Consider the following 23,938-nt stretch of genomic DNA (forward strand, 5'->3'; position numbering starts at 1 on the left):
AGACCAGACCCGGCGATCGCGCCAGCTTTCGCTGATCAGCCCTGCAAGCCAGCCGCCTTCGCCCGCGCCGCGTGCAGCTTCTTGTAGCTGTCCACCAGGCGCAGGTGGCGGTCCAGGCCTTCGAGTTTCATGCTGGTCGGGGTCAGGCCGTGGAAGCGCACGCTGCCATCCACCGAGCCCAGCACCGCGTCCATGCGCTCGTTGCCGAACATGCGACGGAAGTTGTGCTCGTAATCTTCCATCTCCAGCTCGTCGTCCAGCACCACCTCCAGCACCACGTTCAGCGCCTGGTAGAACAGCCCGCGCTCAACGGTGTTGTCGTTGAACTGCAGGAACATCTCCACCAGTTCCTTGGCCTCGTCGAAGCGCTGCACCGCCAGCTGGATCAGCAGCTTCAGCTCGAGGATGGTCAGCTGGCCCCACACCGTGTTGTCGTCGAACTCCACGCCGATCAGCGTGGTGATGGTGGTGTAGTCATCTACCTCGGCATTGTCCAGGCGCTTGAGCAGCAGCTTCAGCGAACGGTTGTCGAGGCTGTGCAGGTTGAGGATGTCGGCACGGAAACCCAGCGCGCGGTTGGTGTTGTCCCAGATCAGGTCCTCGACCGGGTAGATCTCCGAGTAGCCCGGCACCAGGATGCGGCAGGCGGTGGCGCCAAGGTCGTCGTACACGGCCATGTACACTTCCTTGCCCATGTCCTGGAGGATGCCAAACAAGGTGTCGGCCTCTTGTACGTTGGAGTCCTCGCCATGGCCGCTGAAGTCCCACTCGACGAATTCGTGGTCGGGCTTGGCGCCGAAGAAGCGCCACGACACCACACCACTGGAGTCGATGAAGTGCTCGACGAAGTTGTTCGGCTCGGTCAGTGCCAGGCTGTCGAAGGTTGGCTGCGGCAGGTCGTTCAGGCCTTCGAAGCTGCGGCCCTGCAGCAGTTCGGTGAGGCTGCGCTCCAGCGCCACTTCGAAGCTTGGGTGGGCGCCGAACGAGGCGAACACGCCGCCGGTGCGCGGGTTCATCAGGGTCACGCACATCACCGGGAATTCACCGCCCAGCGAGGCGTCCTTGACCAGCACCGGGAAGCCCTGCTCTTCCAGCCCCTGGATACCAGCGACGATGCCCGGGTACTTGGCCAGCACCTCCTGCGGCACGTCCGGCAGGCACAGCTCGTCTTCGAGGATCTCGCGCTTGACCGCACGCTCGAAGATCTCCGACAGGCACTGCACCTGGGCTTCGGCCAGGGTGTTGCCGGCGCTCATGCCGTTGCTCAGGTACAGGTTTTCGATCAGGTTGGACGGGAAGTACACCGTTTCACCGTCGGACTGGCGCACGAACGGCAGCGAACAGATGCCGCGCTCCTTGTTGCCCGAGTTGGTGTCGTACAGGTGCGAGCCGCGCAACTCGCCGTCGGGGTTGAAGATCGCCAGGCAGTGCTCGTCGAGGATCTCCTCCGGCAGCGCATCCTTTGGCCCGGGCTTGAACCATTGCTCGTTGGGGTAATGCACGAACGCCGCATTGGCGATGTCCTCGCCCCAGAACTGGTCGTTGTAGAAGAAGTTGCAGTTCAGGCGCTCGATGAACTCGCCCAGCGCCGAGGCCAGCGCGGCTTCCTTGGTGGCGCCCTTGCCGTTGGTGAAGCACATCGGCGACTGCGCGTCGCGCACGTGCAGCGACCACACGTTGGGCACGATGTTGCGCCACGAGGCGATCTCGATCTTCATCCCCAGGTTGGCGAGGATCGCCGACATGTTGGCGATGGTCTGCTCCAGCGGCAGGTCCTTGCCGGGGATGTAGGTGGTGCTGTCGGACACCGGCATCAGCAGCGCCTGGGCGTCGGCGTCGAGGTTGTCGACCTGTTCGATGATGAACTCGGGGCCGGTCTGCACCACTTTCTTCACGGTGCAGCGGTCGATGGAACGCAGGATACCCTGGCGGTCCTTGTCGCTGATGTCTTCGGGCAGCTCGACCTGGATCTTGAAGATCTGGTTGTAGCGGTTCTCCGGGTCGACGATGTTGTTCTGCGACAGGCGGATGTTCTCGGTGGGGATGTCGCGGGTCTGGCAGTACAGCTTGACGAAGTACGCCGCGCACAGCGCCGAGGACGCCAGGAAGTAGTCGAACGGCCCCGGGGCCGAGCCATCGCCTTTGTAGCGGATCGGCTGGTCGGCGATCACCGTGAAGTCGTCGAACTTGGCTTCGAGACGGAGGTTGTCGAGAAAATTGACCTTGATTTCCATGCGAGGGGGTACCAGGAAGCGGGGCGGAAAATGGCGGGTATTATCCGGGATTCGCCGGCGAATGTCTTGGCATGCCGCCGGGCGACCGGTAACAGGCCGCCCGGCCGTGCGCTCATGGGGTTTTGCGCATGCCCATGTGTGCGTCATCCATCAGGGCCTTGGCCAGGTCGCCGAGAAAATACCCGGCCCAGACCAGCACCGGGTCGTTTTCCATCACACCGATGAATGACGCCCGGCGGGCGCTGTCCAGCAGTTCGCTGGCCTGCTCCAGGGCGTGGTCGGCGCAGTTACCGGGCTCTACGCGAAACAGCCGCGTGCCCTCGCCCACGCCCGCGATGCAGGTGGCCGCGCCGACGGTGTAGCCGAGTTTGCCGATGCCTTCGGGTAAGTCGTTTTTCATGTGACATCCTCGCTTGGGGTTTGCATGCAGGCGCTCAGTGCAGCGTGTGCTCGCTGGGCTGTGCCCTGCGCTGCAACTGGGCCAGCGCGCATTCCACCAGGGTGCGCAGGGCGTCGAGTTCGTGCGTCACGGTCATCAGCATGATCGTGGCCGGTGATCGGGGCAGGAAGGTGAGGGATTGATGGGCCACGGCCAAGCCACACAGGGCGTGCTCCATGGCTTCGACCAGGGTGTCTTCGAGGTATTGGGGGATATCGGGGGGATGGGGTGGGTCGGGGACGATTTTGAGCATGACAACCTCCGCACATAACGAGTGGGACCGCTGCCAGATCACTTGCAGATGATAGGGAGGCGGCTACGTACGGGCCTGCAAGACCGGGCTTGGAGGTCAATTCCCGGCTGGCCCGAAGACCACCCGCACGCAGCCACCATAGAACGAAGCCGATGGCTTCGTGGGGTGGACTGAGACCGACCAAGCAACGGGCTTGCAGACCCGGCCGCTGAATTTGCAGCGGCGTGCCGAGACTAGACCTCAGTTTGATGGCGCAAAAGCCGGGAAAGCATGCTTCGGAAGGGGACTACGTGGAATAGGGATAATCCGATTCATTCTTGTAGGAAAGAGGCCTTCAGCGCGCACCGAGATTCCGCGTCGTACCAACAAGGCGGACCAGGTAATGGCACAGGAGAGACTGGCCCGCCTTGTTGGCTCACCTCGATTTAGAGATGCGCGCTGATGACGCTGCGCCAGACTCAAGACCTACTCCGCCCGAAAACTCCACACAATCTCAACCACCCGCGAAGCCAGCACCAGATAAAGCACGCACAAAATCACCTGCAATACCGTGTGATAAGGCAACTTGGCCAATCGATGCAAGGTATCGCTGACATTGAGCAGCAACAGCAACGCCGAGACCAGGATCAGCCCCCATCCGGTAAAGCTCGACACCCACAGCCCCAGCAGAACCTGCTGATTGCCATGAATAGCCTCGGTCCCCGCCGCAAACAATAGCGCGCACACCAGCAAATTCTTGAAGTTGTCGAAGACCTTTGTGCTCAGGTCGGCCTCAAGCAGTTCGAGGTACTTTCGCCACAGCCTGCGCATGGCCCGCGCTCCCGATTCAGCGGTTATAGCGAATAACGATGCCCTTCAACTTGCGTCCCTCGATGGAGCGGATATCGCGGTCCCACAGCGGCCCGCTGACATAGGCGGCCACCGGCTGGATGCGGTCGTACACCACCACCACGGCATCGCCGCCAATGCCTGCCGCCTCGCTACGCAGCTTCTGCTCGATTTGGCTGACCGAGGCCGACGCATCGGTACCGGCATCAATGACGATCTCTCCCAAGCGCACATGGGGCCGGGTCGGCTCGCTGCGCAGGATCTCCACGCTACCGGGCAGGGTCGGTGCCGGGTGCGGTGCGCCGACGTATTCGGTGGTGCGGGCGTCGATGCTGCTGCAGGCCGTGAGGGCCAGGGCCAATGCGCCCAGCAGCATGGCGGGGACGAAGCGATGCTTGAACATCCTTGGTTCTCCTTGGGGAGCGAGGGGTCGCCAGGAAGAAGGATGGTTGAGAAATGCCTGATGGCAAGTACAAGGTCCTATCGCGGGGCAAGCCCGCTCCCACGTTGACGCACACGGTCCTGTGGGAGCGGGCTTGCCCCGCGATAGCGTCGGCGAAGATTCACGCCGCCCTCGCCCGCTGCCCCTCCCGCACCACCTGCGCCAAGCGCCGCAACCCTTCCTCCAACTGCCCCGGCGCCACATGGCTGAAGTTCAGCCGCAAATGCCCATGATGCCGGTCCGGCTCGGGGAAGAACGGCTCGCCCGGCATGAACGCCACATCCACCGCCAATGCGGCCTGGAGCAAAGTACGGGTGTCCAACGGCTGCTTGAGGGTCAGCCAGAAGAACAGCCCGCCCTCGGGCTGCTGCCAGTCGGCAAGGTCGGCGAAGTGCGTTTGCAGCGAGGCCTGGAACGCATCGCGACGCTCGCGGTAATAGTCACGCAGAGTCGCCAGGTGCTGCTGATGCTGCTCGCTGCCCAACCACTGCAGCACCTGCCACTGGCCGACGCGGTTGGTGTGCAGGTCGGCGGCCTGCTTGAGTCGCAGCAGGTACGGGAACAGGTCCGGGCTGGCGATCAAGTAGCCGACCCGCAACCCCGGCAACAAGGTTTTCGACACGGTGCCGGTGTAGATCCAGCTGGCCTTGCGCAGGCGGCTGACGATGGGTGTGGCGCTGGCACCGTCGAAGCTCAGCTCGCGGTAAGGCTCGTCTTCGATCAGGGTGACGCCGAACTCGTCCAGCAATGCCGCCACGGCGTCGCGCTTGGCCTCGCTGTAGCGCAGGCCGGACGGGTTCTGGAAGGTCGGGATCAGGTAGATGAACGCCGGGCGATGCTGTTGCAGGCGCTGACGCAAGGCGGCCAGGTCTGGCCCGTCGGCTTCCATCGGCACGGCCAGGCAATCGGCGCCGAACAGCTGGAAGATCTGCAGCGCGGCCAGGTAGGTCGGGGCCTCCAGCAGCACTTCGGTGCCCTTGTCGAGGTACAGCTTGGCCGCCAGGTCCAGCGCCTGCTGTGAGCCGCTGACCACCAGCACCTGGCTGGCCTGGCAGTCGATGCCCAACGCCCGCGCCTCGGCTGCCAAGGCTTCGCGAAGGGCCGGCTCGCCCTCGCTCATGCCGTACTGGCCCATGGTGACCGGCATTTCATCCCACATCACTTTGGGCAGCATGGCCTCGGCCGGCAGGCCGCCGGCGAACGACATCACCTCCGGGCGCTGGGCCGCGGCGAGGATTTCACGGATCAGGGAACTCTTGAGGCGCGTGACACGTTCAGAAAAGGCCATGGGATCACCGGTAGCGGGGCGTGGGGTAAATAAGTCAAACTGCTTGACCGAAATTACGACGACCCTCACGGATAAGTCAATATGCTTGACCTTAAAAACCCAGCCTCCCAGCAACAGGCCATGGAGGCGTTCTTCTTCGGCTACCAGGCGTTCACCGCCAAGGCTGACGAAATGCTCGAACGCCGGGGCCTGGGCCGGGTGCACCAGCGGATCGTGTTTTTCATCGCCCGTTACCCGAACCTGAGCGTCAAGGAACTGCTGGCCGTGCTCGGGGTCAGCAAGCAGGCCTTGAACATGCCGCTGCGCCAGTTGATGGAAATGCGTTTGGTGGACAGCCTGCCGTCCGAGGCCGACAAGCGCATGCGCCTGCTCCAGTTGACCGAAGAAGGCGCGCGCCTGGAACAGGCCCTGCGCCGCGAGCAGGTGAAGCTGCTGGAGCGGGTGTTTGCCGAAGCCGGCGAAGCGGCAGTCAATGGCTGGATGGCGGTCAACCAGGCACTGGCCGGGAATCCGCCTTCAACTGATTGAGACATTTGAGACATGGCCGCGACTTCACAATGCCCACCGCGATACCGCGCCATGCCAACAAAGCGTATATCGATGAAACATCAGGAATAACTGGCCCGAAACAGATGTGGGAGCTGGCTTGCCAGCGATGCGCCGCGCGGGCGGCGCTCGATCTCATAGGCGCTACAAAAACACCGGCGGACACCTGGTGGCCTTCACCCAATCCTGATTACCCAGGGCCAGCGGTGTGACGCCCAAGGGCCTGTCTTGAAATCTCATGTAGGCCACTAGGTGTATGACGATAGCTCTGCAGCGCCCTCAAGATCGAGCGCCGCCCGCGCGGCGCATCGCTGGCAAGCCAGCTCCCACAGTTTGTTTCGGGCCAATTATTCCGGTGGAAGTACCGGCGCCTGCCTTGGTGCATGGCAGTGGCTATGCTCTCTTGAGCCCGTCACGCAGAACTCAGGACACAGAATGGGACTTTTCGACCGTTTGTTCGGCGGCCGTTTCACCCAGCCGCCACCGGATGAGCCGACGCTCAGCGACGCCGCGATCATGCGCGAGCTGCACCCCTACCGCCCAGGCCTCAAGGCCTTCTCCCAAGCCCTGCTGGCGCACCTGCCCGAGCAGGAGCGCGCCCGGCTGGTCAGGCGGGTGCTGCGCATCTATGGCCAGGGCGAGGAGCCGACCAGCGCGTTGAGCCTGGCCTTGCTGGCCCCGGACAAGGTCTTGCCGGTTGAACAGCGGGCGCTGCTGGCCGTGGACTGGAACGGCTTCGACAGTTTCGAGTATCTGGCCCCCTACCTGGTGAAGGCCAGCGGCGTGACCGAGAGCTATGCCTATGAACATAACGGCACCCAGACCATGGCCCAGGTGCTGAGCGGCTTTGACCATTGGCTGGCGGGCCAGGGCAAACGCTTCCTGCAACTGGACACCGGCGGCGACGAATACGTGGGCTGCATCGTTGCAGCCGACCAGGTCGACAGCATGATCGAACTGGCGCAGCAGGCCGGCATCGAGGCTGGCCTGGAAAGCTTCTGAACGCGGCGCTAGTCGTTCGCCTGGCGTTTGGCGTTCTTCTTGACGATGGCCTTCATCCGGGTGGCGGCGCGCTGCACCGTCGCCATCTTTTCCGGGCGCTTCATGCCGCGCCATTTGCGGATTTCTTCGCGGGTGCGGCCGCAGCTCACGCACAGCTCGCTGTTGAGCTGGCACAGCGAGACGCAGGGGTTGTCGATGTCTTTGGCCATGGGGCTGCTCCGGTTGCGGGCGCGGATGATACGCCAGATGCGCCGGCCTGCCACCTGCCCAGCCCCAGGCCGACAGCCTGTTGCGTGCAACGGAGAGCCCCCGGGGCCAGTTGACGGCAAGACCGGCTCGCCTACGCTGAGAAGACGCATGACTGCTCCCTGACCAGTGGAGGAGTGAAAGTGCCTAAAGGATACACACCAAAACGAAGCGGCATCGTCCGTTCGTTTGCCATGACGGTGCTCTATGTATTTCTCTGCATCCCTTATGGCCACGCTTCCAGTTTCGGCACAGAAGCGTTCGCTTCGCTATATCCCTTGCTGGCTCAATTGTCAGACCAGAACAGTGCGGACAACGAAGCGCTGCAGGCCGAGATCGACAAGACCTCAAGCGCCTTTGACGCGATCGTCAAAGAGTTCAATGGACGTGACGCCCCCCTTCCCACAGCATTCAATGCATCGATAGAGGCCTATCGCGAGCAACTTTCCCGTGCGCTTGGCACCCACAACCCCAAAGAAGCCATTGAAGTCATGAGCGCAGTCCGGCAGGACGCCGAACTGAAACGCCAGTTCCTGTTCAGTACCTCCGGCTTCTCCCCTTTCGACAGGCCCATGCTGGTAACGGTCAGCGTCGTCACCTATCGCGGCAACAAAGATGAACCGGGGTACACGGTGACCTGCAACCCCTTTCGCGACGCCACGCAGAAAAGCCATGCACGCTTCCCTTTTGCCTCGGATACCAACCAGGCGTCACTGCCCATGCCGCCCGGGCGCTATCGGCTGCAGCTGTACAAGGGGAAAACACTCCTGCTTAGCCGAGACCTTCTGATCGGTCTGTCGTCCAAGCCCACCGAGGAGGTGAGAATAGATGTCTCCAACTTCTGACCCCTCGCCGCCGGATGTAAAAGCGCTGTGGAAACCGATCCTGGCCGTGTCGACCTGGATTGCCATTACCTTCTGCGCGAACTTCAGCTTCGCCATCAAGCTCTCATCCGTCTCGGACCTCGACAGCACGGTGCTGGCCTGCGCCAATGTACTGGTCGCCCTGATCACCGGGTTCATCACCCTCTTCGCCTACCGGGCGAGCGAGCGCAAAACCAGACCGTTCTGGACTCGCCTGGCCCTTGTCAGTGGCGGGCTGTTCCTGCTGGCTTTCTTCTCGTTCATGATCCTGCGCTCACTCTGGACCTGCCAATACACCCAGGAAGTGCGCCTGGTGATCGGCCTGACACCGACAGCAGACTTGTTGAACTACCTGGCAACTTTCGACGCGTCGCAGACGCCCACATGCTCCGAGCTGCTGGCCGATTATGCCGGGGTCACCGAGCGCATGTACGCCCCCACTGCGCTGCTCGCCCGCTTTGCTTCCCTGGTCGTCATATTCCTGGTCATCTGGTGCTCCCTGGCCTGCACCGTCATCTCCATTGCCTATGGCCTGGCCGCGCCAGCACGCCCTGGCGAGAGGTTGAGTCATGCGCCTTGAAAGAACATTCGCGCTCGTCCAGTGCATGTGCCTGCTCTGCGCCCTGGCGGTATCGACAAGCGCACGCAGCGAGACCATCGACGCTGTCTTCGACGAAATGAAACAGCTGGCCGAGCAGCGCTGGCACATCCCGGCGACCTCACTGCAAAAGGTCGAGGGCAACCAGATAGCCACGGGGGTCGATGGCAACATCCTGGTCGGCAAGGACTTCCTTGCACACTTCACCCGCGACCTGCCAGAGAATCAGGTCCAATCCGCACTGCGCTTCGTGATGCTCCACGAACTGGTTCATGTCGCGCAAAGCCACGACATCCCCGACGTTTCCCCTGCCGACCCGTCCCGCAAGGCCTTTGAATGCCAGGCAGACATGCTGGCGGCCACGGCGACGCTTGAAACCCAGATCATGGGGATCTCGCTGTCTGACAAGACCGGCGCGGGAGGGAAAGAGCTGCTGGCGACGGCGCGTCAGTTCAAACAGCTTGGCGCCCATGCCGAACAGCAGGATGTTGCCTCGAAGACCTTGTCCGGGCACCTCGACAAGCGCGAACGGGCACTGGCCGTGCAGTTCGGCCTGATACGTGCCATGCACACCTGGATGACTGCTACCAATCAACAAGGCGAACGGGCCGAACAGGCACGCGCTGCCATACAGAATCTGCTGGGTCCGAACGATATCAGTGATGAACGGGCCTGGAGCATGACACTTTGCAACGCGATCACCCGTACGACACAGACGGCGGTCAACGCAATTGCGATGAACACCAGGATGGACGTTAACGATGACACCATAGAGACCGATGAGAACTATCGCATCCACAAGAAGTACAACTACACCATTACCAATACGGCACCGTACACCGTGGCCATCAACTTGATCGTGCTTTCCGGCAGCTACCCAAAAGGCGCCGACGATCGTTATGAGGACTACGTCATATCGGACGCCGCTTACAGTTCGGTAGAGATTCCACCCCGTTCGAAAGGTGTCCTTTCAGGGACCTATACGTTTGCCTCCTACGACCCGGATCAGCGATCAGGCTTTACCTGGGACTATCCTCTCGACAAGCATGCACTGGTATCCGCCACCTACCTTGGTAACAAAGTGGCCACGCCAAACTGCAATAACAACTGGAAAAATCTAGGTTCGAGTGCGCCCGAACAGATGGCTTCGGCATTGGTGCGAATCGGCATGGCCGCGAAGAAAAACTTCGCGGATATCGTGGCGGACCCCGTATTTCCGGGGATCAGCGACGACACGTTCCATTCGAAGATCGCCGTGCCCGGAGCTGCGGATGTCACCCTGCACCAGCAGGTATCCAACCCATTCGCGATCATCACGCTCTACTCGGGCGATAGCCTTCAAGAGGCGATCAAGGTGTACGAGGCCACTGCCGGAGCTTTCAAGAAACTGTGTGACGCCGATGGCGTCGAAATCACCTCTGACGAAAAGCCTGATGACCCCGAACGCAGCTTGACGTTCGAAAACCTGACCGGTTACAGCAGAGCGAACTTGTCGCTCGACGCGAGAAAAAAAGACAAAACAGCGAACGCCCCTCTCGAATACAGCGTCTCCTGGTTCATTTCCCCCACCGACTGAGGCTGCTGGTTTTGCCTCTCCCATGATCCTTCGCAAGGAGCCCGTCATGCCTCTGGTCCGTATCGATATCAAAAAGCACCCCGACCGCAACCATGTGCGCAAAATCGGTGAGGTCGTCTATGCCAGCATGAAGCGCACCATCAACGTCCCCGAGCATGACAACTTCCAGATCCTGACCGAGCATGACCATGACCGCCTGGTGAACGACCCGCAGTACCTGGGCATCCAGCGCTCGGACGGCCAGGTGTTCATCCAGATCACCCTCAGCGAAGGGCGCACCGTCGAGCAGAAGCAGGCGTTGTACCTGGCCATCGCCGAAGGGCTCAACCAGCAGGCGGGGGTGCGCATGGAGGATGTGTTCATCAACCTGGTCGAGGTGCGCAAGGAGAACTGGTCGTTCGGCCACGGGGTCGCGCAATACGCCATATGAGCAAGTCGGGCTTTGCGCTCACCGAGGCAGAGCCCTGCATCATCACCCTGCAACCCAAACCATTGTCTGCACCTTGATCTGCGGATGACTCTCCAGCGCTTCCCATTCGTCGAGGAAGACAAAGCCCTGCCTCGAATAGAACCCCACCGCCCGGGCATTCTCCGGCGCGACATCAAGGAAGACACGGTCATGACCACGCTCCAGCGCCCGAGCCTTGACCGCCTCGACCAGGCGGGCCGCAGCGCCGCTGCCCCGGGCCGCAGGGTCGATCCACATGCCAATCAGGTTGAAGCGCCCTGCGTCACTGACCGCAGCCCCGACCATCCCCAGCGGCCTCTCGCCAAGCACAGCCAACCAGAACGCCGTGCCCGTCGATGAGGCACGTTGCTGCCATTGCTCATCGCTGTAGCGGACGGCGGCCTGGTAACTCACGCCAAAGGCTGTGGGGCTGTCCAGAAGCGCGGCAAGCCGCACCTGCTTCAAGCGCTGCCAATCCTGCGTCGTCGTCAGGCGAATATCCATGCCCTCTACGCGACGCTTCTCATAGCGCACATCCCGGTCATCGACCGCCTCGATGCAAGTCCACCCCAATCGCTGGTAAAAGCCATTCGCTCGAATGACTTCATTGCCGTCGGTGGTCAGGTGGATCTGCTCGTGACGCTGGAACAGCGCTTGTTCTGCCCGCTGCAACAGCAAGCGCCCCAAACCTTTGCCTTCATGCTGCGGGCGTACGAACAGGGCGAACACTTCCCCTTCGTCGTGATCCACCATGACAAACCCGGCAGGCTCCTGATGCCATTCGGCAATCCAGGCGCAGGGGCCACTGCCGATGGCATCAGCGAGCGCGACCGCCGTAATGCCCATGGCATGCAGTTGTTCACGGGAGAGGTGGTTCTGTTTCACGCTGGTGCGGATATCGAACAGCAGCTCGATATCAGCGGGCGAAGCCTGACGCAGGGTTGCGGTCATCTTCAAACGTCCTTGTCGTTGCCGATGAAGCCGGCAGCATAGCAACTCACTGCGCAGTCGCGTACGGCGTCCCGGCGGGTCTTATCGATTGCACTGATGATTACTATCGAAGGCCCCGTCTGTCGGCTTGGCAAAACCGACTCTTATAATCGCCTCCCAATTGCCTCCCGCTCCCCGCGCCTGCCTTCAGGCGACCTTCCCCCTTGGAACCCAGCACCATGCCAAGCCCCAGCCAGGCCCCTCAGGGCCTTCCCGAACATGATCAACAGAGCGTCAGCCAGCAGTGGCTGGCGATTCTCTCGGTCGCCGTGGGCGCTTTCGCCCTGGTGACCAGCGAGTTTCTCCCGGTGGGCGTACTCAACGACGTTGCCAGCGACCTGGGCATCAGCGCCGGCCAGGCCGGCCTGATGGTGACCCTGCCGGGCATCATGGCCGCCCTCGCCGCCCCCTTGCTGTCGGTGGGCATTGGCGCCCTGGACCGCCGCTACCTGCTGATCGGCCTGACCCTGGTCATGATCATCGCCAACGCCGTCGTGGCCTACGCCAGCGACTTCAGCCTGCTGCTGTTCGGCCGTGTGCTGCTGGGTATCAGCATCGGTGGCTTCTGGGCCACCGCCATTGCCCTCAGCGGCCGCCTTGCGCCCAAGGGCGTGGGCGTGGCCCAGGCCACCTCGATCATCATGGTCGGCGTGACCCTGGCCACCGTGCTGGGCGTGCCCGCCGGCACCTGGCTGAGCGGCCTGATGGGCTGGCGCATGACCTTCCTGGCCACCGCGCTGGTGGGCGTGCCGGTGCTGCTGGCGCAGATCTTCCTGCTGCCGCGGCTCAACCCGGACAGGGCCATCCGCGTCAGCGACCTGCCGGCCTTGTTCATCAACCCACAGGCACGGGTGGGCTTGATCGCCGTATTGCTGATTGGCCTGGCGCACTTTGCTGCTTACACCTATGTAGCGCCGTTCTTCAAACAGAGTGCCGGCTTCGATGGGCCAACCATTGGCTCGTTGCTACTGCTCTATGGCGTGGCCGGGGTAGTAGGCAACCTGTTCGCCGGTTTCGCCGCCAACCGCAGCGTGCGCCACACGCTGATGCTGGTGGCACTGATGATTGCCGTGAGCACCGCGCTGTTCCCCTACTTCGCCACCGGCATGACCGGCGCTGCGATGCTGATCGCGCTCTGGGGCTTTGCCTTCGGCGCCTTCCCGGCCTGCGCCAGCATCTGGATGTTCGTGGTGGCGCCCAAGGATGTCGAACGCGGCATGCCGCTGTTCGTTGCCATGTTCCAGGTGATCATTGCGCTGGGCTCGTTCTTTGGCGGGCGTATCGTCGACCAGCTGGGCAGCTCGGTGCTGTTGAGCCTGGCCACGGCGTTGGTGGGGTGCGGGTTCGTCACGGTGCTGGTGCTGGGGCGCAATGTCAGCAACAGCCTGGCGGCACAGCCCGGCTGACCGTATTAACGCTAACAGACGCGTAGCCTCGTCCGGTCATCTGTACGGGGCTACTCTCGACTCATCTGAACGCACTCGATTCAAGCCGTGTTATTTCAATTGAATCAGTTGACCCTCTGATCCGCTCACCTAACCTCTTAAGTTAATGGCGCTCTGTAATCTCCTTCCGACAAGGAAGACAATTCAGTCCGTGACCTGACTACGTCGAGCGCTTGAGCGCAGATCGCAACGCCATGCTGAAACGAGCAGCAGGGTTGGAGAGGGTCATGAATATCTGGCTTGCGTGGTGGAAAGACTATTGGCTTACCCCGCTGTTTCCTCGCCGCCGGCCATTGCTGCACATCGCTTTGTTTATCGCCTGTGGCGCATGCCTCGCGCTCGACGTTGCGGCACAAGAATCAGCATGCAAAAACCCGTTGCTGGTAGAAGAGCCCGGCACCTTGGGCGGGCACCTTGCCATTTCAACAGACAGCACCCTGCTGGCCACCGACGCTGACGACGGTTATGGCGCGGTCATGGATATCACCGTCAGAGACCTGGCCACAGGTGACGCTATTCGGCGCTGGTCGTTCCCGCAGGAGCGCCTGCAGCAATTGTGTTTCATCGATAAAAGCCGGCTTCTCGTGGCGGGCAGCGACTCAGGCACACTGCGGCTGCTCAATCCGGATACGGGCGAGGTTGTGGCCAAACCTGGCGCAGCCGGACTGTCTCCGATACTGGGCTTCGATTGCCCCATCAATGGCGGCGCTGCGCTGACTCAGTTTGCCGTTCCGCGCGGCACGATAGAATGGTTTTCGAACAACCTGGAGCCCACCGGTAGATTTGAAACCCTGTCCGGGACAACACTGATAGCGTCAGCCACACTGTACAATCAGGCACTGGTCCTGACAAAAACCATGATTGCTGAGCAGCCTCCAGGCGTGGAGGACGTACTGAGCGGCAATGAAGTATCCACCACGAACTACGCCCTGCTCATGGTGAGCGCACAAGACAATGCAGTGTTGTGGCGCACCGAATTGAATGTCACGCCGCAGGATTCCGTGATCCTGGACCGGTCAGGCAGTGTCGGCGCATGGATGGATGAAACGGGCTACCTTCACATCGTCAATGCACGCAGCGGTGAAGAAACCCATCGCGTAAAACTTGCCCCCTTTTCATTCCCACGCTTCACGTTCAGTGAGCAAGGGCGATTCCTCGTGATTTCGGAATTGGGTGAATTGCGTTCGTTTGTCGTTGATGTTCAGTCCGGCAAAGTCATCAATGAAACACAATCGAAAGAAATCCTTGCCCTTGGAGAAGATGGAAGCCCTCGACTGCTGCGGATGTCGGGGAATGAGGGGCTCGAGATCGCCTCGGTAGGGAAAGACGGCGCCGTTGCACAGCGCATCCAGGGCCGCCTGCAGATTCCCTCGCTGGTTCCCCAGCCACCGGGCCGGCTCTTCCTGAGTGGCCAGAAATTCGACTACTCACTCAGCATCAAAGACCGCAAGATCACCCCGTTCAGCAAGCCAGTCGACGTGGTTGCGACCCATGCGGCGTGGATGGCACCCGAAACCACCATGCGTATTTACGAACGGTCTGACGGGAACTGGTCAATCGGGAACCAGAACGGCACGGATGAACCAGTGCGTCTACCCGCGAACAGCAAAGGCCTGTCAGTCGCGGCCTTGGGCGAAAGCTCGGGATTGCTGATGGCGTCTGTCACGCAAGAGGATCTTGAGCGAATCAAAACGGCCGTGGAGGCCTGGTCCGACAGTATCGGGGAAAATGCAACCGCGTCCGAACTGAACAGCGTTCTGCTTTCCACCAACACCACGCTGTACCAGGTGGATTTCACAGGTGCCGCCAAGAAGACGCTGTCATTTCAGGGCGCTGTTTCGGCCATGGCAATCAGCGCTGATCAACAATCCATTGCTCGATTCCAGCCACCTGACCTGCAGGTCTTCGATGCCCACACCGGACAAGGCACCTTCAAGACAGTCATTCCCGACGTCACGACCATGATTAAGTTCTCCCCGACTCATGCGTGGATCGCCTTCACCCGCGACCCGAACATTGAAGTCAGGGACTGGCGTAACGACACACTGATAAAAACAATCACACGTGAAAGGGCACTGGGCGATGGCTTCGACTTTTCCGCCGACGGGCAGTCGCTCATTTATGCCAATGGCGCGACGGTGCACATTATTTCACTGGCAACGCCTCACGCCGCAAAAGAGGCTCTGCCAGCCCACACCCTCATCGATTACAAGGCGGACGGCGCAGTCGGAACCATCACTGCGCTCAACGATAACTTCTTCGCCGGGCTGTCCAGTTCAGGGGCAGTGAACATCTGGAAAATCGGGCAAGCTGCGCCCGCGGCTCGGTTGATCTTCGAGAAAAACGGAACATGGACGGTGATCGACGACAAAGGTCGCTTCGACACCTCCTCTATTGAAACCAATAACGCGGTGCGCCTTTACAGTAGGGAGAATGCCGCAAACCGTCTGAGCCCCCAGGCATGCCGCGACATCAGCTGGATTCCAGGTTTGTTGAACGAAGTACTCGCAGAAACAGTCACTGCACCCTAGATCGATGCGAGGATTGTGGGCTTTAATGCCCCGGGCGCCCATGGAAGGTGAAAGCGCCCCACCCCGGGCCCAAGTGCCACACATCCGTCCAATCAAGGAAGAGACGACATTGAAAACAACATTCTCCGCACTGTTGCTGGCCTGCATGACAACCACCGTATGGGCCGACGGCAACTCCGTCGGCTTCCGCGCCTCCACGCTGACGGATCCGCACAATGACCGTGCACTGGAGATGGTGGTCTGGTATCCGAGTAAAGCCATCACCGACACACAACTGATTGGCGACAATGCGGTGTTCGTCGGTGCTTCGGCGGTTCGTGACGCGGCGCCTGCCGCCGGTAAACATCCGTTGGTGGTGCTATCCCATGGTTACCAGGGCAACTGGCGCAATCAGGTCTGGCTGGCCAGTGCGCTGGCCCACAAAGGCTACATCGTCGCCGCAGTCAACCACCCTGGCACCACGACCCATGACCGCAGCCCGCAAGCAGCGGCGCAGTTATGGCAGCGCCCCGTTGATCTGGGTCGGGCCATCGATGCGGTCGTCGCTCAACCTGAAAAATTCGGTGCGCTCGCCGATGGCCGAATTGCAGCCGTGGGCCACTCGCTCGGCGGCTGGACCGCCCTGGAAATCGCCGGGGCGCGCTTCGATCCAGAGCGCTTCGAACAAGACTGCAACGCCCATCCAGAGTTAGCCAGTTGCACCGTTTACGCACAGATGAAACCCGCAAGTACCACAGAGGGCAAGGCTGCGCTGGGCGCCGATTGGCGCGACGAACGCGTCACGGCGGTAGTCGCTCTGGACCTGGGCCTTTCGCGGGGGCTGACCGGTCAAAGCCTGGCCGCCCTGCCGGTACCCGCCCTGGTAATCGCAGCGGGCGTGCCGTCGCGCGAACTGCCCGCAGAACTGGAGTCGGCCAACCTGGCCAAACGCCTGCCTGCAGCGTCCAGTCGTTACGTCGAGATCAGCGACGCCAGCCATTTCTCCTTCATGTCGATATGCAAGCCGGGCGCGCAGACAGTGCTCGAGGCCGAAGTACCGGGTGATGGCATTATTTGCCTCGATGGCGAGAACGGCCGTGCGCGGGATGTCATACAGCAGCAGGTTTCATCGCTGATCGCAGCGTTTCTGGAGCAATCACCTGGCTACAAGCAAGACAGCTTGGTGATTCGCGCCCCCACAGGAATCTGAGCTGCCTGGCTGCTAACTTGAACGTCCAGCCCCAATCAATCTTGTCATTTGCCAGGGCTTGGAACAGGGTCCATACCAATGACATCTCTGGTAAAGGAGTCACCGTATGTCGAAGCTTTATCCCTGCATTGATCCTGAGGGGCTGGTCGAGTACTCGGTGGTCTACACCGACCGCTCCCTCAATCACATGTCGCAGACATTTCAGGGGGTGATGAAGAACATCTCCAAGACCCTGAAACAGGTCTACAACGCCCAGGCTGTTGCGGTAGTGCCGGGCAGCGGTACATTCGGCATGGAAGCGGTAGCGCGACAGTTTGCCACCGGCCAGCAATGCCTGGTGATCCGCAACGGCTGGTTCAGTTATCGCTGGAGCCAGATCCTTGAGATGGGCAACATCCCGGCGGCCACCACGGTGCTCAAAGCCCGGCCGGTCGACACCGGTCGCCAGGCAGCCTACGCGCCACCACCTCTGGACGAAGTGCTGGCGGCCATCGAGACGCACAAGCCGCAGATTGTCTTCGCCCCCCACGTTGAAACCTCATCCGGGATCATCCTGCCCGACGATTACCTGCGCGCTGTCGGCGACGCCGTGCATGCGGTGGGCGGCCTGTTCGTGCTGGACTGCATCGCCTCAGGCACGCTTTGGGTCGATATGCACAAGTGCGCCGTCGACCTGCTGATCAGCGCACCGCAGAAAGGCTGGAGCGCCTCCCCTTGCTGCGCCCTGGTGATGCTCAGTGCCTTGGCCCTCGAGCGCATCGAGCACACGCAAAGCAGCAGCTTTGCCTGCGACCTGAAAAAGTGGCTGCAGATCATGCAGGCCTACGAACAGGGCGGACATGCCTACCATGCGACCATGCCCAGCGATGCGCTGGCGCGATTCAACGACGTGATGAACGAGACGCAAGCCTACGGCTTCGACAAGGTCCGCGACGAACAGTGGGCTCTGGGCAAGCGGGTGCGCGCCATGTTGACCGGCAAAGGCATCAGGAGCGTGGCCGCAACCGGGTTCCAAGCCCCGGGCGTAGTGGTGAGCTACACCGATGATGCCGACATCAAGAACGGCAAGAAATTTGCCGAGCACGGCCTGCAGATCGCTGCCGGTGTGCCGTTGCAATGCGACGAGCCGGCCGACTTCCAGACCTTCCGTATCGGTCTGTTCGGGCTCGAAAAACTGCACAATATCGAGCGTACGGTCAGCACGCTTGAGCAGGCACTGGACGAAGTGATGTTGAACTGAGCTTTTCTCCGGGCGGCAGCACAGCTGCGGGAGCCCACGTTGGGTCGAAAGCTGCCGCTCGTAATTGACCGCTTTCGACCCAAAGCTGTCATACACCTCAGTTAAGGCAAGCAGGCACCTGCAGTGCAGACTCCACCGCTGCCAGTAGGGTCCCGGCAGCCACCGACTCCGCCATGCTGGTCTCTAGCCTGCTCGTACGGATTAATGTGCGAGCGGGAGAACCGGCGAAAGCTCATGACCGTGCTGGAGTACCAGCATTATTCTCTTGGCCGTCAATTACTCATTCGGCATTGATCTTCAACATGGTGGACGATCATCGGCAGAGTGTCAGTGGGTGGTAGAAGATGTTTCTGCAACTTCGGTACCTATGACGATTAACGTCAGAGGTAGGTCATGATGAACGTCACTTCGGTATTCGCCGTGCCCGGCTCCAATGATTCAGAATGCATGCGATAGTAGCTGGCACTCATGGGGATCATGAAATTCCCTCCATTAATACCGTAGCCTGCGAAGTTTTGAGGAGTTTTCAATGGAATGGGATTGCCGTTCGCGTCGAACAGCTGTAAGGCGACGCCCTTGGCGGTTGAGCTTTTGTTAAGTGAGACAATGCCTTGAGATTCGTTAATCGGCGCGGTGTTTTCCTTGAGCATATAACGCACGCTCCTGATGCCGGCCGGGCAGTTATTTAATATTAAATTGAAATCTACCCTTCTTGTGGTTCTTGTGGCGAGATTAAAGTCGCTTAGCTTATAATCACCCCCCATTTCAACAGTGATGTCTGGGGTCTCGCAAGACATTGAGGTTATAACGCTTTCATTCGTTTTTATGCCTATGACGGCTAAATCGCCAACAGCATAAAAGCCTAGCACTCCCGAAGGTATTTTTGCACCACTAGTGATATCGCCCGTTTTTATAATTCGTATATGGTGGGTAGTGTTATTGAACCAATAGCTTTTATTGGCCGGCGTAGTGCTATAAGGATAGCCGTGTCGGGCGTTAGACTTATATACCCACTGCCAGGACATCCCTGTGTTACCTATCGGAAAGGACGTCGTGCCAGGCGTGGTGGTTCCTACATTATTTTTTACCCCTGTGGGAGTATCAACGTCGCACGAGAATGTTGGGTCTTCACCATTCTCAAAGACTCTATCGGGGCTTTCGAATAAAATTGAACCGACGGGGGCGTCACGCGGGATTGCAATTGTATTCGGAATGTCTATTCGGGTTAAGTACTGTTTAGTATTGTTAACGAAGCGGCATGTTGCTGATGCCGCACTCACAAAACAGCAAAGCAGAAATATAATAATTAATGGCACTTTCTTTTTTATCATGAGTTTGCGCACAGAACAAATTCCGAAATATTTAATTAACACCATAAAGGGTTGGTGCTTGTTAAATAAATCAGACGATTCTTAGTGCGTGGAGCCGATGGTACTCGATGGCGATACGCTAGGTGGAATTTGGTCCAGGTTGGGTAGCTGTCCTGTCCAGCGTCCGCTTTTGGCCGATTGCGGGCATTCGCCACCGTCCGCTCTGGATCGTCAGCTGCCGGTCGTGATGAGCTTTTTTCCCCACAAAGTGCATCCAGTCCACCCGTTGGCGGGTATTGCTTATGGGCAGCCAGTAACTGCCCAGCCAAATGACCTGTCAGGAGCACGACCCATGAGCCTCAAACCCTCCACCTGCCTGCTCGCCTGCAGCCTCGCCCTGGCGCTGCAACCCGCTCACGCCCAATCCGCACTGCCAGATGCGGTCAAGGTCCCCGATGGCCATCGCGTCTTGCTCGAGACCGTCGGTGTCGGCGAGATCACCTACGAGTGCCGCGACAAGGCCAACACCCCCGGCCAGACCGAATGGACCTTCGTCGGCCCCAAGGCCGTGCTCAATGACCGTGCCGGCAAACAGGTGGGCGATTACTACGGCCCACCCGCCACCTGGCAGGCCAAGGATGGATCGAAAGTCACCGGCACCCAGCTGGCAGTGGCCCCCGCAGACAAGGGCGCCATCCCCTATCAACTGGTCAAGGCCAACCCGGCCGAAGGCAAAGGCGCCATGCAGGGGGTCAGCTATATCCAGCGCCTGGCCACCCGCGGCGGGGTGGCGCCGGCCAGCGACTGCACGGCGCAGAACAAAGGTGCCAGGCAGGTCGTCCAGTACCAGGCCGACTATGTGTTCTGGACAGCCAAGTAAGACGCACTTGAGCAGACACCTTGCAATCGTTCATCTACGCTCGTTGGCAAGCCCCCGGCTGGATGGCCGGGGTACCTTGCATGACACAAGGAAGCTGCACACGTTGAACTCGCCTGTCGCCCCCTTCGACTTCCACCGCTGCCTTGAGGCCTGCGCACAGGGCGACCGGCGCGCCCTGCAGGCACTTTACGACCACGAAGGCGCGCGCCTGCTGGGCGTTGCCCGGCGCATCGCGCGTGACGACGCCAGCGCAGAAGATATCGTCCACGATGCGTTCATCCGCATCTGGACCCGCGCCGCCAGCTTCGACCCCGCACGCGGCTCGGCGCGCGGCTGGATCTACAGCATCACCCGTCACCTGGCGCTGAATTCGATCCGCGATACCCGCCGTGAAACCGTGCTGGACGAAGCCGATATGGATACGACGCCCACATTGCACGGGGGATTCGATGACATTGACCTCTGGTCAGGATCGGCGAAGATCTACCGTTGCCTTGAAAAACTGCAGCCTGCACCGCAGCGTTGCATCCTGCACGCCTATGTGGACGGCTGCAGCCACGCCGAAATCGCCGGGCTGCTGGGGGCGCCATTGGGCACCGTCAAAGCCTGGATCAAGCGCAGCCTCAAGGCATTGCGGGAGTGCCTGGAATGAAGCCGGGTACTACCGAGGAACTGGACAGCCTCGCCGGCGAGTTCGTGCTGGGAACCCTGTCGCCACAGCAACACGCCACAGTGACCGAGCGCCTGGGCAACGATCCGGCTTTGCGCGCCGCCGTGGATGCCTGGGAGGCACGTTTGCTGGAGCTGACCGCGCTGGCTGCACCGCAACCACCGAGCGCCCGCCTGTGGGGCCGTATTCAGCGCAGCCTGAATGAGCTTGCCGCACCCTCCGTACAACAGCGCGTCAAATGGTGGCGACGCCTCGGCCTGTGGCAAGGACTGAGTGCTGCGGGGCTGGCTGCAAGCGCGGTCCTGGCGTTTACCTTGCTGACTGCGCCCCCGCCCACCACTCAATTCGTGGTGGTGTTGGTGGCGCCGAGCAGCCAGACCGCCGGCTGGGTGGTGCAGACCAGCGACAGCCGCATGATCGAGCTGATCCCGCTTGGCCGGGATGTTGTCCCCGAAGGCATGGCCCTGCAGTTCTGGACCAAGGGCGAACAGTGGCGCGCACCGGTTTCACTGGGCCTGGTCAAGCCCGGAGAGCCCTATCGCGTTCCGCTACAGAGCCTGCCACCGCTGGAAGCCAATCAATTGTTCGAGCTGACATTGGAGAAATCCGGCGGTTCGCCCACCGGGCTGCCGACGGGGCCGGTCAAGTTCATTGGCCGCGCGGTGAAAGTGATCTGACCCAAAAGTGCCTCGCTTTCCACGACGCAGGTCCAACAGCGCGTTGCGGCGTGTCAGCGCAAAGCTGGCAGCGCCCCAACAGCCGCCAGCATTTCATCAAACACCACTCGAACCCTTCCCGGAACGGGGCCACGCTGAGGTCGATAGACGTACAACCCCCATGCCGGAGGTTCTTCGTCTTGCAACACCTGCACGAGTTGCCCGCTGGCAATGTAGGGAGCCGCCATGTAGTCCGCCAGTTGGGCGAAGGCAACCCCGGCCAATGCCGCGCCTATTTCCATGTCGGCATTGTCGGCAATAAGGGTGGGAGCTGCGGGTATCCACTGCTGTCCCGCTTTGAAATGCCAGGGCCAGGGGCGGCCGGTATTGGTGTCCAGAGCTGCGGCGATCGGCAGGCCGGCCAGCGCATCGATATCGCCAGGTGCGCCTACTTTCTCGATAAGACGTGGCGCAGCAACGATGGGCAGCCTCATGTCGCCTGCCCTGCGCGCGACGAAGCGACTATCGCGCATGAACCCGACCCGGATGCCAACGTCGATCCCGTCGTCGACCGTATTGCTGATGCGGTCGGACAGGCGCACATCCAGGGTGATCCCGGGATGACGCTCGGCAACGCGCTCCAACGCCGGTAGAACGGCTCTGGTACCCAGGCTGTGCGGTGCGGTGATGCGCACCGTGCCCGACAGCACATCCTGCTGATCGGCCACAGGCGGTCGCCATAGATCCTCGAACCGCTCCAGCACGGGACGTACCTGCTCCAGCAGGCCTTCGGCATAGGCGGTAATGCGCACCTGTCGCGTACTGCGATGGAACAGCACCTCGCCGTAGTGCCTCTCCAGTTGCTGAATGGCTCGCGTGACGCCTTGCGGGGAAGTCCCCAGACGCACGGCTGCGTCGCGAAAACTGCTGCTTTCGGCCGCCACCCGGAATATGCGCAGCAGTTCGATATCTTTGGTCATTGCCCACGCCTCATGGCCAGTATCGTCATACGCCAATTATTCCAAATTGAGGAATTATAAAATCGCGACAATTCCATATACAACACCTCTGCCGTTTCTCAAACTGACAACACAGCGGAATGCTCCGCTCCTGAACCAGTTAACGAGGAAACGACATCATGAAATCACGTGCCGCAGTCGCCTTCGGGCCTGGAAAGCCGCTGGAAATCGTTGAGATCGACGTCGAGCCGCCGCGCAAGGGCGAAGTGCTCGTCAGGATCACCAATACTGGCGTTTGCCATACCGACGCCTTCACCCTGTCGGGCGACGACCCCGAAGGTCTGTTCCCGGTCGTACTGGGCCACGAGGGGGCGGGTATCGTGGTGGAGGTGGGTGAAGGTGTGACCAGCGTCAAACCTGGCGATCACGTCATTCCGCTGTACACCGCCGAATGCGGCGAGTGCCTGTTCTGCAAGTCCGGCAAGACCAACCTGTGTGTTGCGGTTCGCGCCACCCAGGGCAAGGGCTTGATGCCCGATGGCACGACCCGCTTCTCGTACAACGGCCAGCCGCTTTACCACTACATGGGCTGCTCGACCTTCAGCGAATACACGGTGGTCGCCGAAGTCTCGCTGGCCAAGATCAACCCGAACGCCAACCCCGAGCATGTCTGCCTGCTGGGTTGCGGTGTGACCACCGGCATCGGCGCCGTTCACAACACGGCCAAAGTGCAGCCGGGCGACTCGGTGGCCATCTTCGGCCTCGGCGGCATCGGTCTCGCGGCGATTCAGGGTGCACGCCAGGCCAAGGCGGGTCGCATCATCGCCATCGACACCAATCCGGCGAAGTTCGAACTGGCTCGTACCTTCGGCGCCACCGAATGCCTTAACCCGAAGGACTTCGACAAGCCGATCCACGAGGTGCTCATCGAGATGACCGGCTGGGGTGTCGATCACACCTTCGAGTGCATCGGTAACGTCAACGTGATGCGTTCGGCCCTGGAAGCAGCCCACCGTGGTTGGGGCCAATCGATCGTCATCGGCGTGGCCGGTGCCGGCAAGGAAATCTCTACCCGTCCGTTCCAGCTGGTTACCGGCCGCACCTGGAAGGGCTCGGCATTCGGCGGCGTCAAGGGGCGTTCCCAACTCCCGGGCATGGTGGAAGACGCCATGAAAGGCGAGATCGACCTCGCCCCCTTCGTCACCCACACCATGGGCCTCGAAGACATCAACAAGGCCTTCGACCTGATGCATGAAGGCAAGTCGATTCGCACAGTGATCCACTACTGATCACCCACAAACCACT

Annotated in this window: 24 protein-coding genes and 1 pseudogene; 14 read left to right on the forward strand and 11 right to left on the reverse strand. The window is 60.9% G+C overall.

The features are described from left to right. Positions 1 to 35 precede the first annotated feature (35 nt). The 6 genes from RTH46_RS21815 to RTH46_RS21840 form a co-directional block, all read right to left on the reverse strand. On the reverse strand, positions 36 to 2,234 hold the full coding sequence (locus tag RTH46_RS21815; protein ID WP_316906593.1) for an OsmC domain/YcaO domain-containing protein: 2,199 nt from the start codon (positions 2,232 to 2,234) through the stop codon (positions 36 to 38). 112 nt (positions 2,235 to 2,346) lie between these two features. Beyond that, positions 2,347 to 2,634, reverse strand: a complete 288-nt coding sequence (locus RTH46_RS21820; RefSeq protein WP_153789099.1) for a DUF3077 domain-containing protein — start codon at positions 2,632 to 2,634, stop codon at positions 2,347 to 2,349. 34 nt (positions 2,635 to 2,668) lie between these two features. Next, the gene (locus RTH46_RS21825; protein WP_316906594.1) at positions 2,669 to 2,926 is read right to left on the reverse strand and encodes a hypothetical protein; all 258 of its coding nucleotides are present in this window, start codon (positions 2,924 to 2,926) and stop codon (positions 2,669 to 2,671) included. Positions 2,927 to 3,391: 465 nt separating this feature from the next. Beyond that, positions 3,392 to 3,736 (reverse strand): hypothetical protein, encoded by a 345-nt coding sequence (locus RTH46_RS21830; RefSeq protein WP_110995236.1) that lies wholly within the window; start codon positions 3,734 to 3,736, stop codon positions 3,392 to 3,394. A gap of 16 nt (positions 3,737 to 3,752) precedes the next feature. Further along, a complete protein-coding gene (locus RTH46_RS21835) occupies positions 3,753 to 4,157 on the reverse strand; it encodes a hypothetical protein (protein WP_153789101.1) in 405 nt (134 codons plus the stop codon). A 160-nt stretch (positions 4,158 to 4,317) separates the two neighbouring features. Next, positions 4,318 to 5,484, reverse strand: a complete 1,167-nt coding sequence (locus RTH46_RS21840; RefSeq protein ID WP_316906595.1) for a PLP-dependent aminotransferase family protein — start codon at positions 5,482 to 5,484, stop codon at positions 4,318 to 4,320. A gap of 81 nt (positions 5,485 to 5,565) precedes the next feature. Between RTH46_RS21840 and RTH46_RS21845 the strand changes: the two genes are divergently transcribed. Both RTH46_RS21845 and RTH46_RS21850 read left to right on the forward strand, forming a co-directional pair. Beyond that, positions 5,566 to 6,012 carry a MarR family transcriptional regulator gene (locus RTH46_RS21845; protein ID WP_316906596.1) on the forward strand — a complete coding sequence of 149 codons (447 nt, stop codon included), beginning with the start codon at positions 5,566 to 5,568 and terminating at the stop codon, positions 6,010 to 6,012. 453 nt (positions 6,013 to 6,465) lie between these two features. After that, positions 6,466 to 7,032: a hypothetical protein gene (locus RTH46_RS21850; protein WP_316906597.1), complete on the forward strand. Its 567-nt coding sequence runs from the start codon at positions 6,466 to 6,468 to the stop codon at positions 7,030 to 7,032. A gap of 8 nt (positions 7,033 to 7,040) precedes the next feature. Here the strand turns inward: RTH46_RS21850 and RTH46_RS21855 are convergent, their stop codons facing one another. Continuing rightward, positions 7,041 to 7,241 (reverse strand): DUF1289 domain-containing protein, encoded by a 201-nt coding sequence (locus RTH46_RS21855; protein ID WP_153789105.1) that lies wholly within the window; start codon positions 7,239 to 7,241, stop codon positions 7,041 to 7,043. Between the two features lie 180 nt (positions 7,242 to 7,421). Here RTH46_RS21855 and RTH46_RS21860 point away from each other — a divergent pair, with 180 nt between their 5' ends. From RTH46_RS21860 to RTH46_RS21875, 4 genes are read left to right on the forward strand one after another with little or no spacing between them, the layout of a single operon-like run. After that, a complete protein-coding gene (locus RTH46_RS21860) occupies positions 7,422 to 8,123 on the forward strand; it encodes a hypothetical protein (RefSeq protein WP_316906598.1) in 702 nt (233 codons plus the stop codon). Further along, the gene (locus RTH46_RS21865; RefSeq protein ID WP_316906599.1) at positions 8,107 to 8,721 is read left to right on the forward strand and encodes a hypothetical protein; all 615 of its coding nucleotides are present in this window, start codon (positions 8,107 to 8,109) and stop codon (positions 8,719 to 8,721) included. Before RTH46_RS21860 ends, RTH46_RS21865 begins: the two co-directional genes overlap by 17 nt. Beyond that, positions 8,711 to 10,315, forward strand: a complete 1,605-nt coding sequence (locus tag RTH46_RS21870; protein ID WP_316906600.1) for a hypothetical protein — start codon at positions 8,711 to 8,713, stop codon at positions 10,313 to 10,315. The genes RTH46_RS21865 and RTH46_RS21870 overlap by 11 nt, the downstream gene beginning before the upstream one ends. A gap of 46 nt (positions 10,316 to 10,361) precedes the next feature. Next, entirely contained in the window at positions 10,362 to 10,745 is a 384-nt protein-coding gene (locus RTH46_RS21875; protein WP_153789109.1) for a tautomerase family protein, read from the forward strand. A 42-nt stretch (positions 10,746 to 10,787) separates the two neighbouring features. On the opposite strand, the gene RTH46_RS21880 is transcribed toward RTH46_RS21875, so the two are convergent. Continuing rightward, positions 10,788 to 11,267 carry a GNAT family N-acetyltransferase gene (locus RTH46_RS21880; RefSeq protein WP_316906636.1) on the reverse strand — a complete coding sequence of 160 codons (480 nt, stop codon included), beginning with the start codon at positions 11,265 to 11,267 and terminating at the stop codon, positions 10,788 to 10,790. Between the two features lie 9 nt (positions 11,268 to 11,276). Further along, a pseudogene (locus tag RTH46_RS21885) lies at positions 11,277 to 11,714 on the reverse strand (GNAT family N-acetyltransferase); the annotation flags it as partial. 218 nt (positions 11,715 to 11,932) lie between these two features. Here RTH46_RS21885 and RTH46_RS21890 point away from each other — a divergent pair. The 4 genes from RTH46_RS21890 (at position 11,933) to RTH46_RS21905 (ending at position 18,158) form a co-directional block, all read left to right on the forward strand. Beyond that, entirely contained in the window at positions 11,933 to 13,159 is a 1,227-nt protein-coding gene (locus RTH46_RS21890; protein WP_316906601.1) for an MFS transporter, read from the forward strand. A 266-nt stretch (positions 13,160 to 13,425) separates the two neighbouring features. Continuing rightward, positions 13,426 to 15,729, forward strand: coding sequence for a WD40 repeat domain-containing protein (locus RTH46_RS21895; protein WP_316906602.1), 2,304 nt, complete (start codon positions 13,426 to 13,428; stop codon positions 15,727 to 15,729). A gap of 109 nt (positions 15,730 to 15,838) precedes the next feature. Continuing rightward, complete coding sequence (locus tag RTH46_RS21900; RefSeq protein WP_316906637.1) at positions 15,839 to 16,918, forward strand: alpha/beta hydrolase family protein; 1,080 nt, start codon at positions 15,839 to 15,841, stop codon at positions 16,916 to 16,918. 106 nt (positions 16,919 to 17,024) lie between these two features. Further along, positions 17,025 to 18,158, forward strand: coding sequence for an aminotransferase class V-fold PLP-dependent enzyme (locus RTH46_RS21905; protein WP_316906603.1), 1,134 nt, complete (start codon positions 17,025 to 17,027; stop codon positions 18,156 to 18,158). 380 nt (positions 18,159 to 18,538) lie between these two features. On the opposite strand, the gene RTH46_RS21910 is transcribed toward RTH46_RS21905, so the two are convergent. Next, positions 18,539 to 19,501: a fimbrial protein gene (locus RTH46_RS21910; RefSeq protein ID WP_316906604.1), complete on the reverse strand. Its 963-nt coding sequence runs from the start codon at positions 19,499 to 19,501 to the stop codon at positions 18,539 to 18,541. Positions 19,502 to 19,820: 319 nt separating this feature from the next. Here RTH46_RS21910 and RTH46_RS21915 point away from each other — a divergent pair, with 319 nt between their 5' ends. From RTH46_RS21915 to RTH46_RS21925, 3 genes are all read left to right on the forward strand, one after another. Further along, complete coding sequence (locus tag RTH46_RS21915; protein ID WP_316906605.1) at positions 19,821 to 20,348, forward strand: DUF3455 domain-containing protein; 528 nt, start codon at positions 19,821 to 19,823, stop codon at positions 20,346 to 20,348. A 103-nt stretch (positions 20,349 to 20,451) separates the two neighbouring features. Continuing rightward, a complete protein-coding gene (locus RTH46_RS21920; protein ID WP_279847365.1) occupies positions 20,452 to 21,000 on the forward strand; it encodes a sigma-70 family RNA polymerase sigma factor in 549 nt (182 codons plus the stop codon). Continuing rightward, positions 20,997 to 21,695 (forward strand): anti-sigma factor domain-containing protein, encoded by a 699-nt coding sequence (locus RTH46_RS21925; RefSeq protein ID WP_316906606.1) that lies wholly within the window; start codon positions 20,997 to 20,999, stop codon positions 21,693 to 21,695. The genes RTH46_RS21920 and RTH46_RS21925 overlap by 4 nt, the downstream gene beginning before the upstream one ends. A gap of 53 nt (positions 21,696 to 21,748) precedes the next feature. Here RTH46_RS21925 and RTH46_RS21930 read toward each other — a convergent pair whose 3' ends face one another. Then, positions 21,749 to 22,654 (reverse strand): LysR family transcriptional regulator, encoded by a 906-nt coding sequence (locus RTH46_RS21930; RefSeq protein ID WP_316906607.1) that lies wholly within the window; start codon positions 22,652 to 22,654, stop codon positions 21,749 to 21,751. Positions 22,655 to 22,812: 158 nt separating this feature from the next. Between RTH46_RS21930 and RTH46_RS21935 the strand changes: the two genes are divergently transcribed. Next, the gene (locus tag RTH46_RS21935; protein ID WP_316906608.1) at positions 22,813 to 23,922 is read left to right on the forward strand and encodes an S-(hydroxymethyl)glutathione dehydrogenase/class III alcohol dehydrogenase; all 1,110 of its coding nucleotides are present in this window, start codon (positions 22,813 to 22,815) and stop codon (positions 23,920 to 23,922) included. Positions 23,923 to 23,938 lie beyond the last annotated feature (16 nt).

The sequence above is a fragment of the Pseudomonas sp. zfem004 genome (genome assembly GCF_032621715.1).
GTDB classification, from domain to species: Bacteria; Pseudomonadota; Gammaproteobacteria; order Pseudomonadales; family Pseudomonadaceae; genus Aquipseudomonas; species Aquipseudomonas sichuanensis.

Coding starts and splice junctions, on each gene's coding strand:
- RTH46_RS21825 (WP_316906594.1), bottom strand. CDS start 2,926: ATGCTCAAAATCGTCCCCGACCCACCCCATCCCCCCGATATCCCCCAA.
- RTH46_RS21850 (WP_316906597.1), top strand. CDS start 6,466: ATGGGACTTTTCGACCGTTTGTTCGGCGGCCGTTTCACCCAGCCGCCA.
- RTH46_RS21845 (WP_316906596.1), top strand. CDS start 5,566: ATGCTTGACCTTAAAAACCCAGCCTCCCAGCAACAGGCCATGGAGGCG.
- RTH46_RS21905 (WP_316906603.1), top strand. CDS start 17,025: ATGTCGAAGCTTTATCCCTGCATTGATCCTGAGGGGCTGGTCGAGTAC.
- RTH46_RS21925 (WP_316906606.1), top strand. CDS start 20,997: ATGAAGCCGGGTACTACCGAGGAACTGGACAGCCTCGCCGGCGAGTTC.
- RTH46_RS21915 (WP_316906605.1), top strand. CDS start 19,821: ATGAGCCTCAAACCCTCCACCTGCCTGCTCGCCTGCAGCCTCGCCCTG.
- RTH46_RS21815 (WP_316906593.1), bottom strand. CDS start 2,234: ATGGAAATCAAGGTCAATTTTCTCGACAACCTCCGTCTCGAAGCCAAG.
- RTH46_RS21930 (WP_316906607.1), bottom strand. CDS start 22,654: ATGACCAAAGATATCGAACTGCTGCGCATATTCCGGGTGGCGGCCGAA.
- RTH46_RS21830 (WP_110995236.1), bottom strand. CDS start 3,736: ATGCGCAGGCTGTGGCGAAAGTACCTCGAACTGCTTGAGGCCGACCTG.
- RTH46_RS21820 (WP_153789099.1), bottom strand. CDS start 2,634: ATGAAAAACGACTTACCCGAAGGCATCGGCAAACTCGGCTACACCGTC.
- RTH46_RS21895 (WP_316906602.1), top strand. CDS start 13,426: ATGAATATCTGGCTTGCGTGGTGGAAAGACTATTGGCTTACCCCGCTG.
- RTH46_RS21835 (WP_153789101.1), bottom strand. CDS start 4,157: ATGTTCAAGCATCGCTTCGTCCCCGCCATGCTGCTGGGCGCATTGGCC.
- RTH46_RS21855 (WP_153789105.1), bottom strand. CDS start 7,241: ATGGCCAAAGACATCGACAACCCCTGCGTCTCGCTGTGCCAGCTCAAC.
- RTH46_RS21870 (WP_316906600.1), top strand. CDS start 8,711: ATGCGCCTTGAAAGAACATTCGCGCTCGTCCAGTGCATGTGCCTGCTC.
- RTH46_RS21865 (WP_316906599.1), top strand. CDS start 8,107: ATGTCTCCAACTTCTGACCCCTCGCCGCCGGATGTAAAAGCGCTGTGG.
- RTH46_RS21935 (WP_316906608.1), top strand. CDS start 22,813: ATGAAATCACGTGCCGCAGTCGCCTTCGGGCCTGGAAAGCCGCTGGAA.
- RTH46_RS21880 (WP_316906636.1), bottom strand. CDS start 11,267: ATGGATATTCGCCTGACGACGACGCAGGATTGGCAGCGCTTGAAGCAG.
- RTH46_RS21875 (WP_153789109.1), top strand. CDS start 10,362: ATGCCTCTGGTCCGTATCGATATCAAAAAGCACCCCGACCGCAACCAT.
- RTH46_RS21840 (WP_316906595.1), bottom strand. CDS start 5,484: ATGGCCTTTTCTGAACGTGTCACGCGCCTCAAGAGTTCCCTGATCCGT.
- RTH46_RS21890 (WP_316906601.1), top strand. CDS start 11,933: ATGCCAAGCCCCAGCCAGGCCCCTCAGGGCCTTCCCGAACATGATCAA.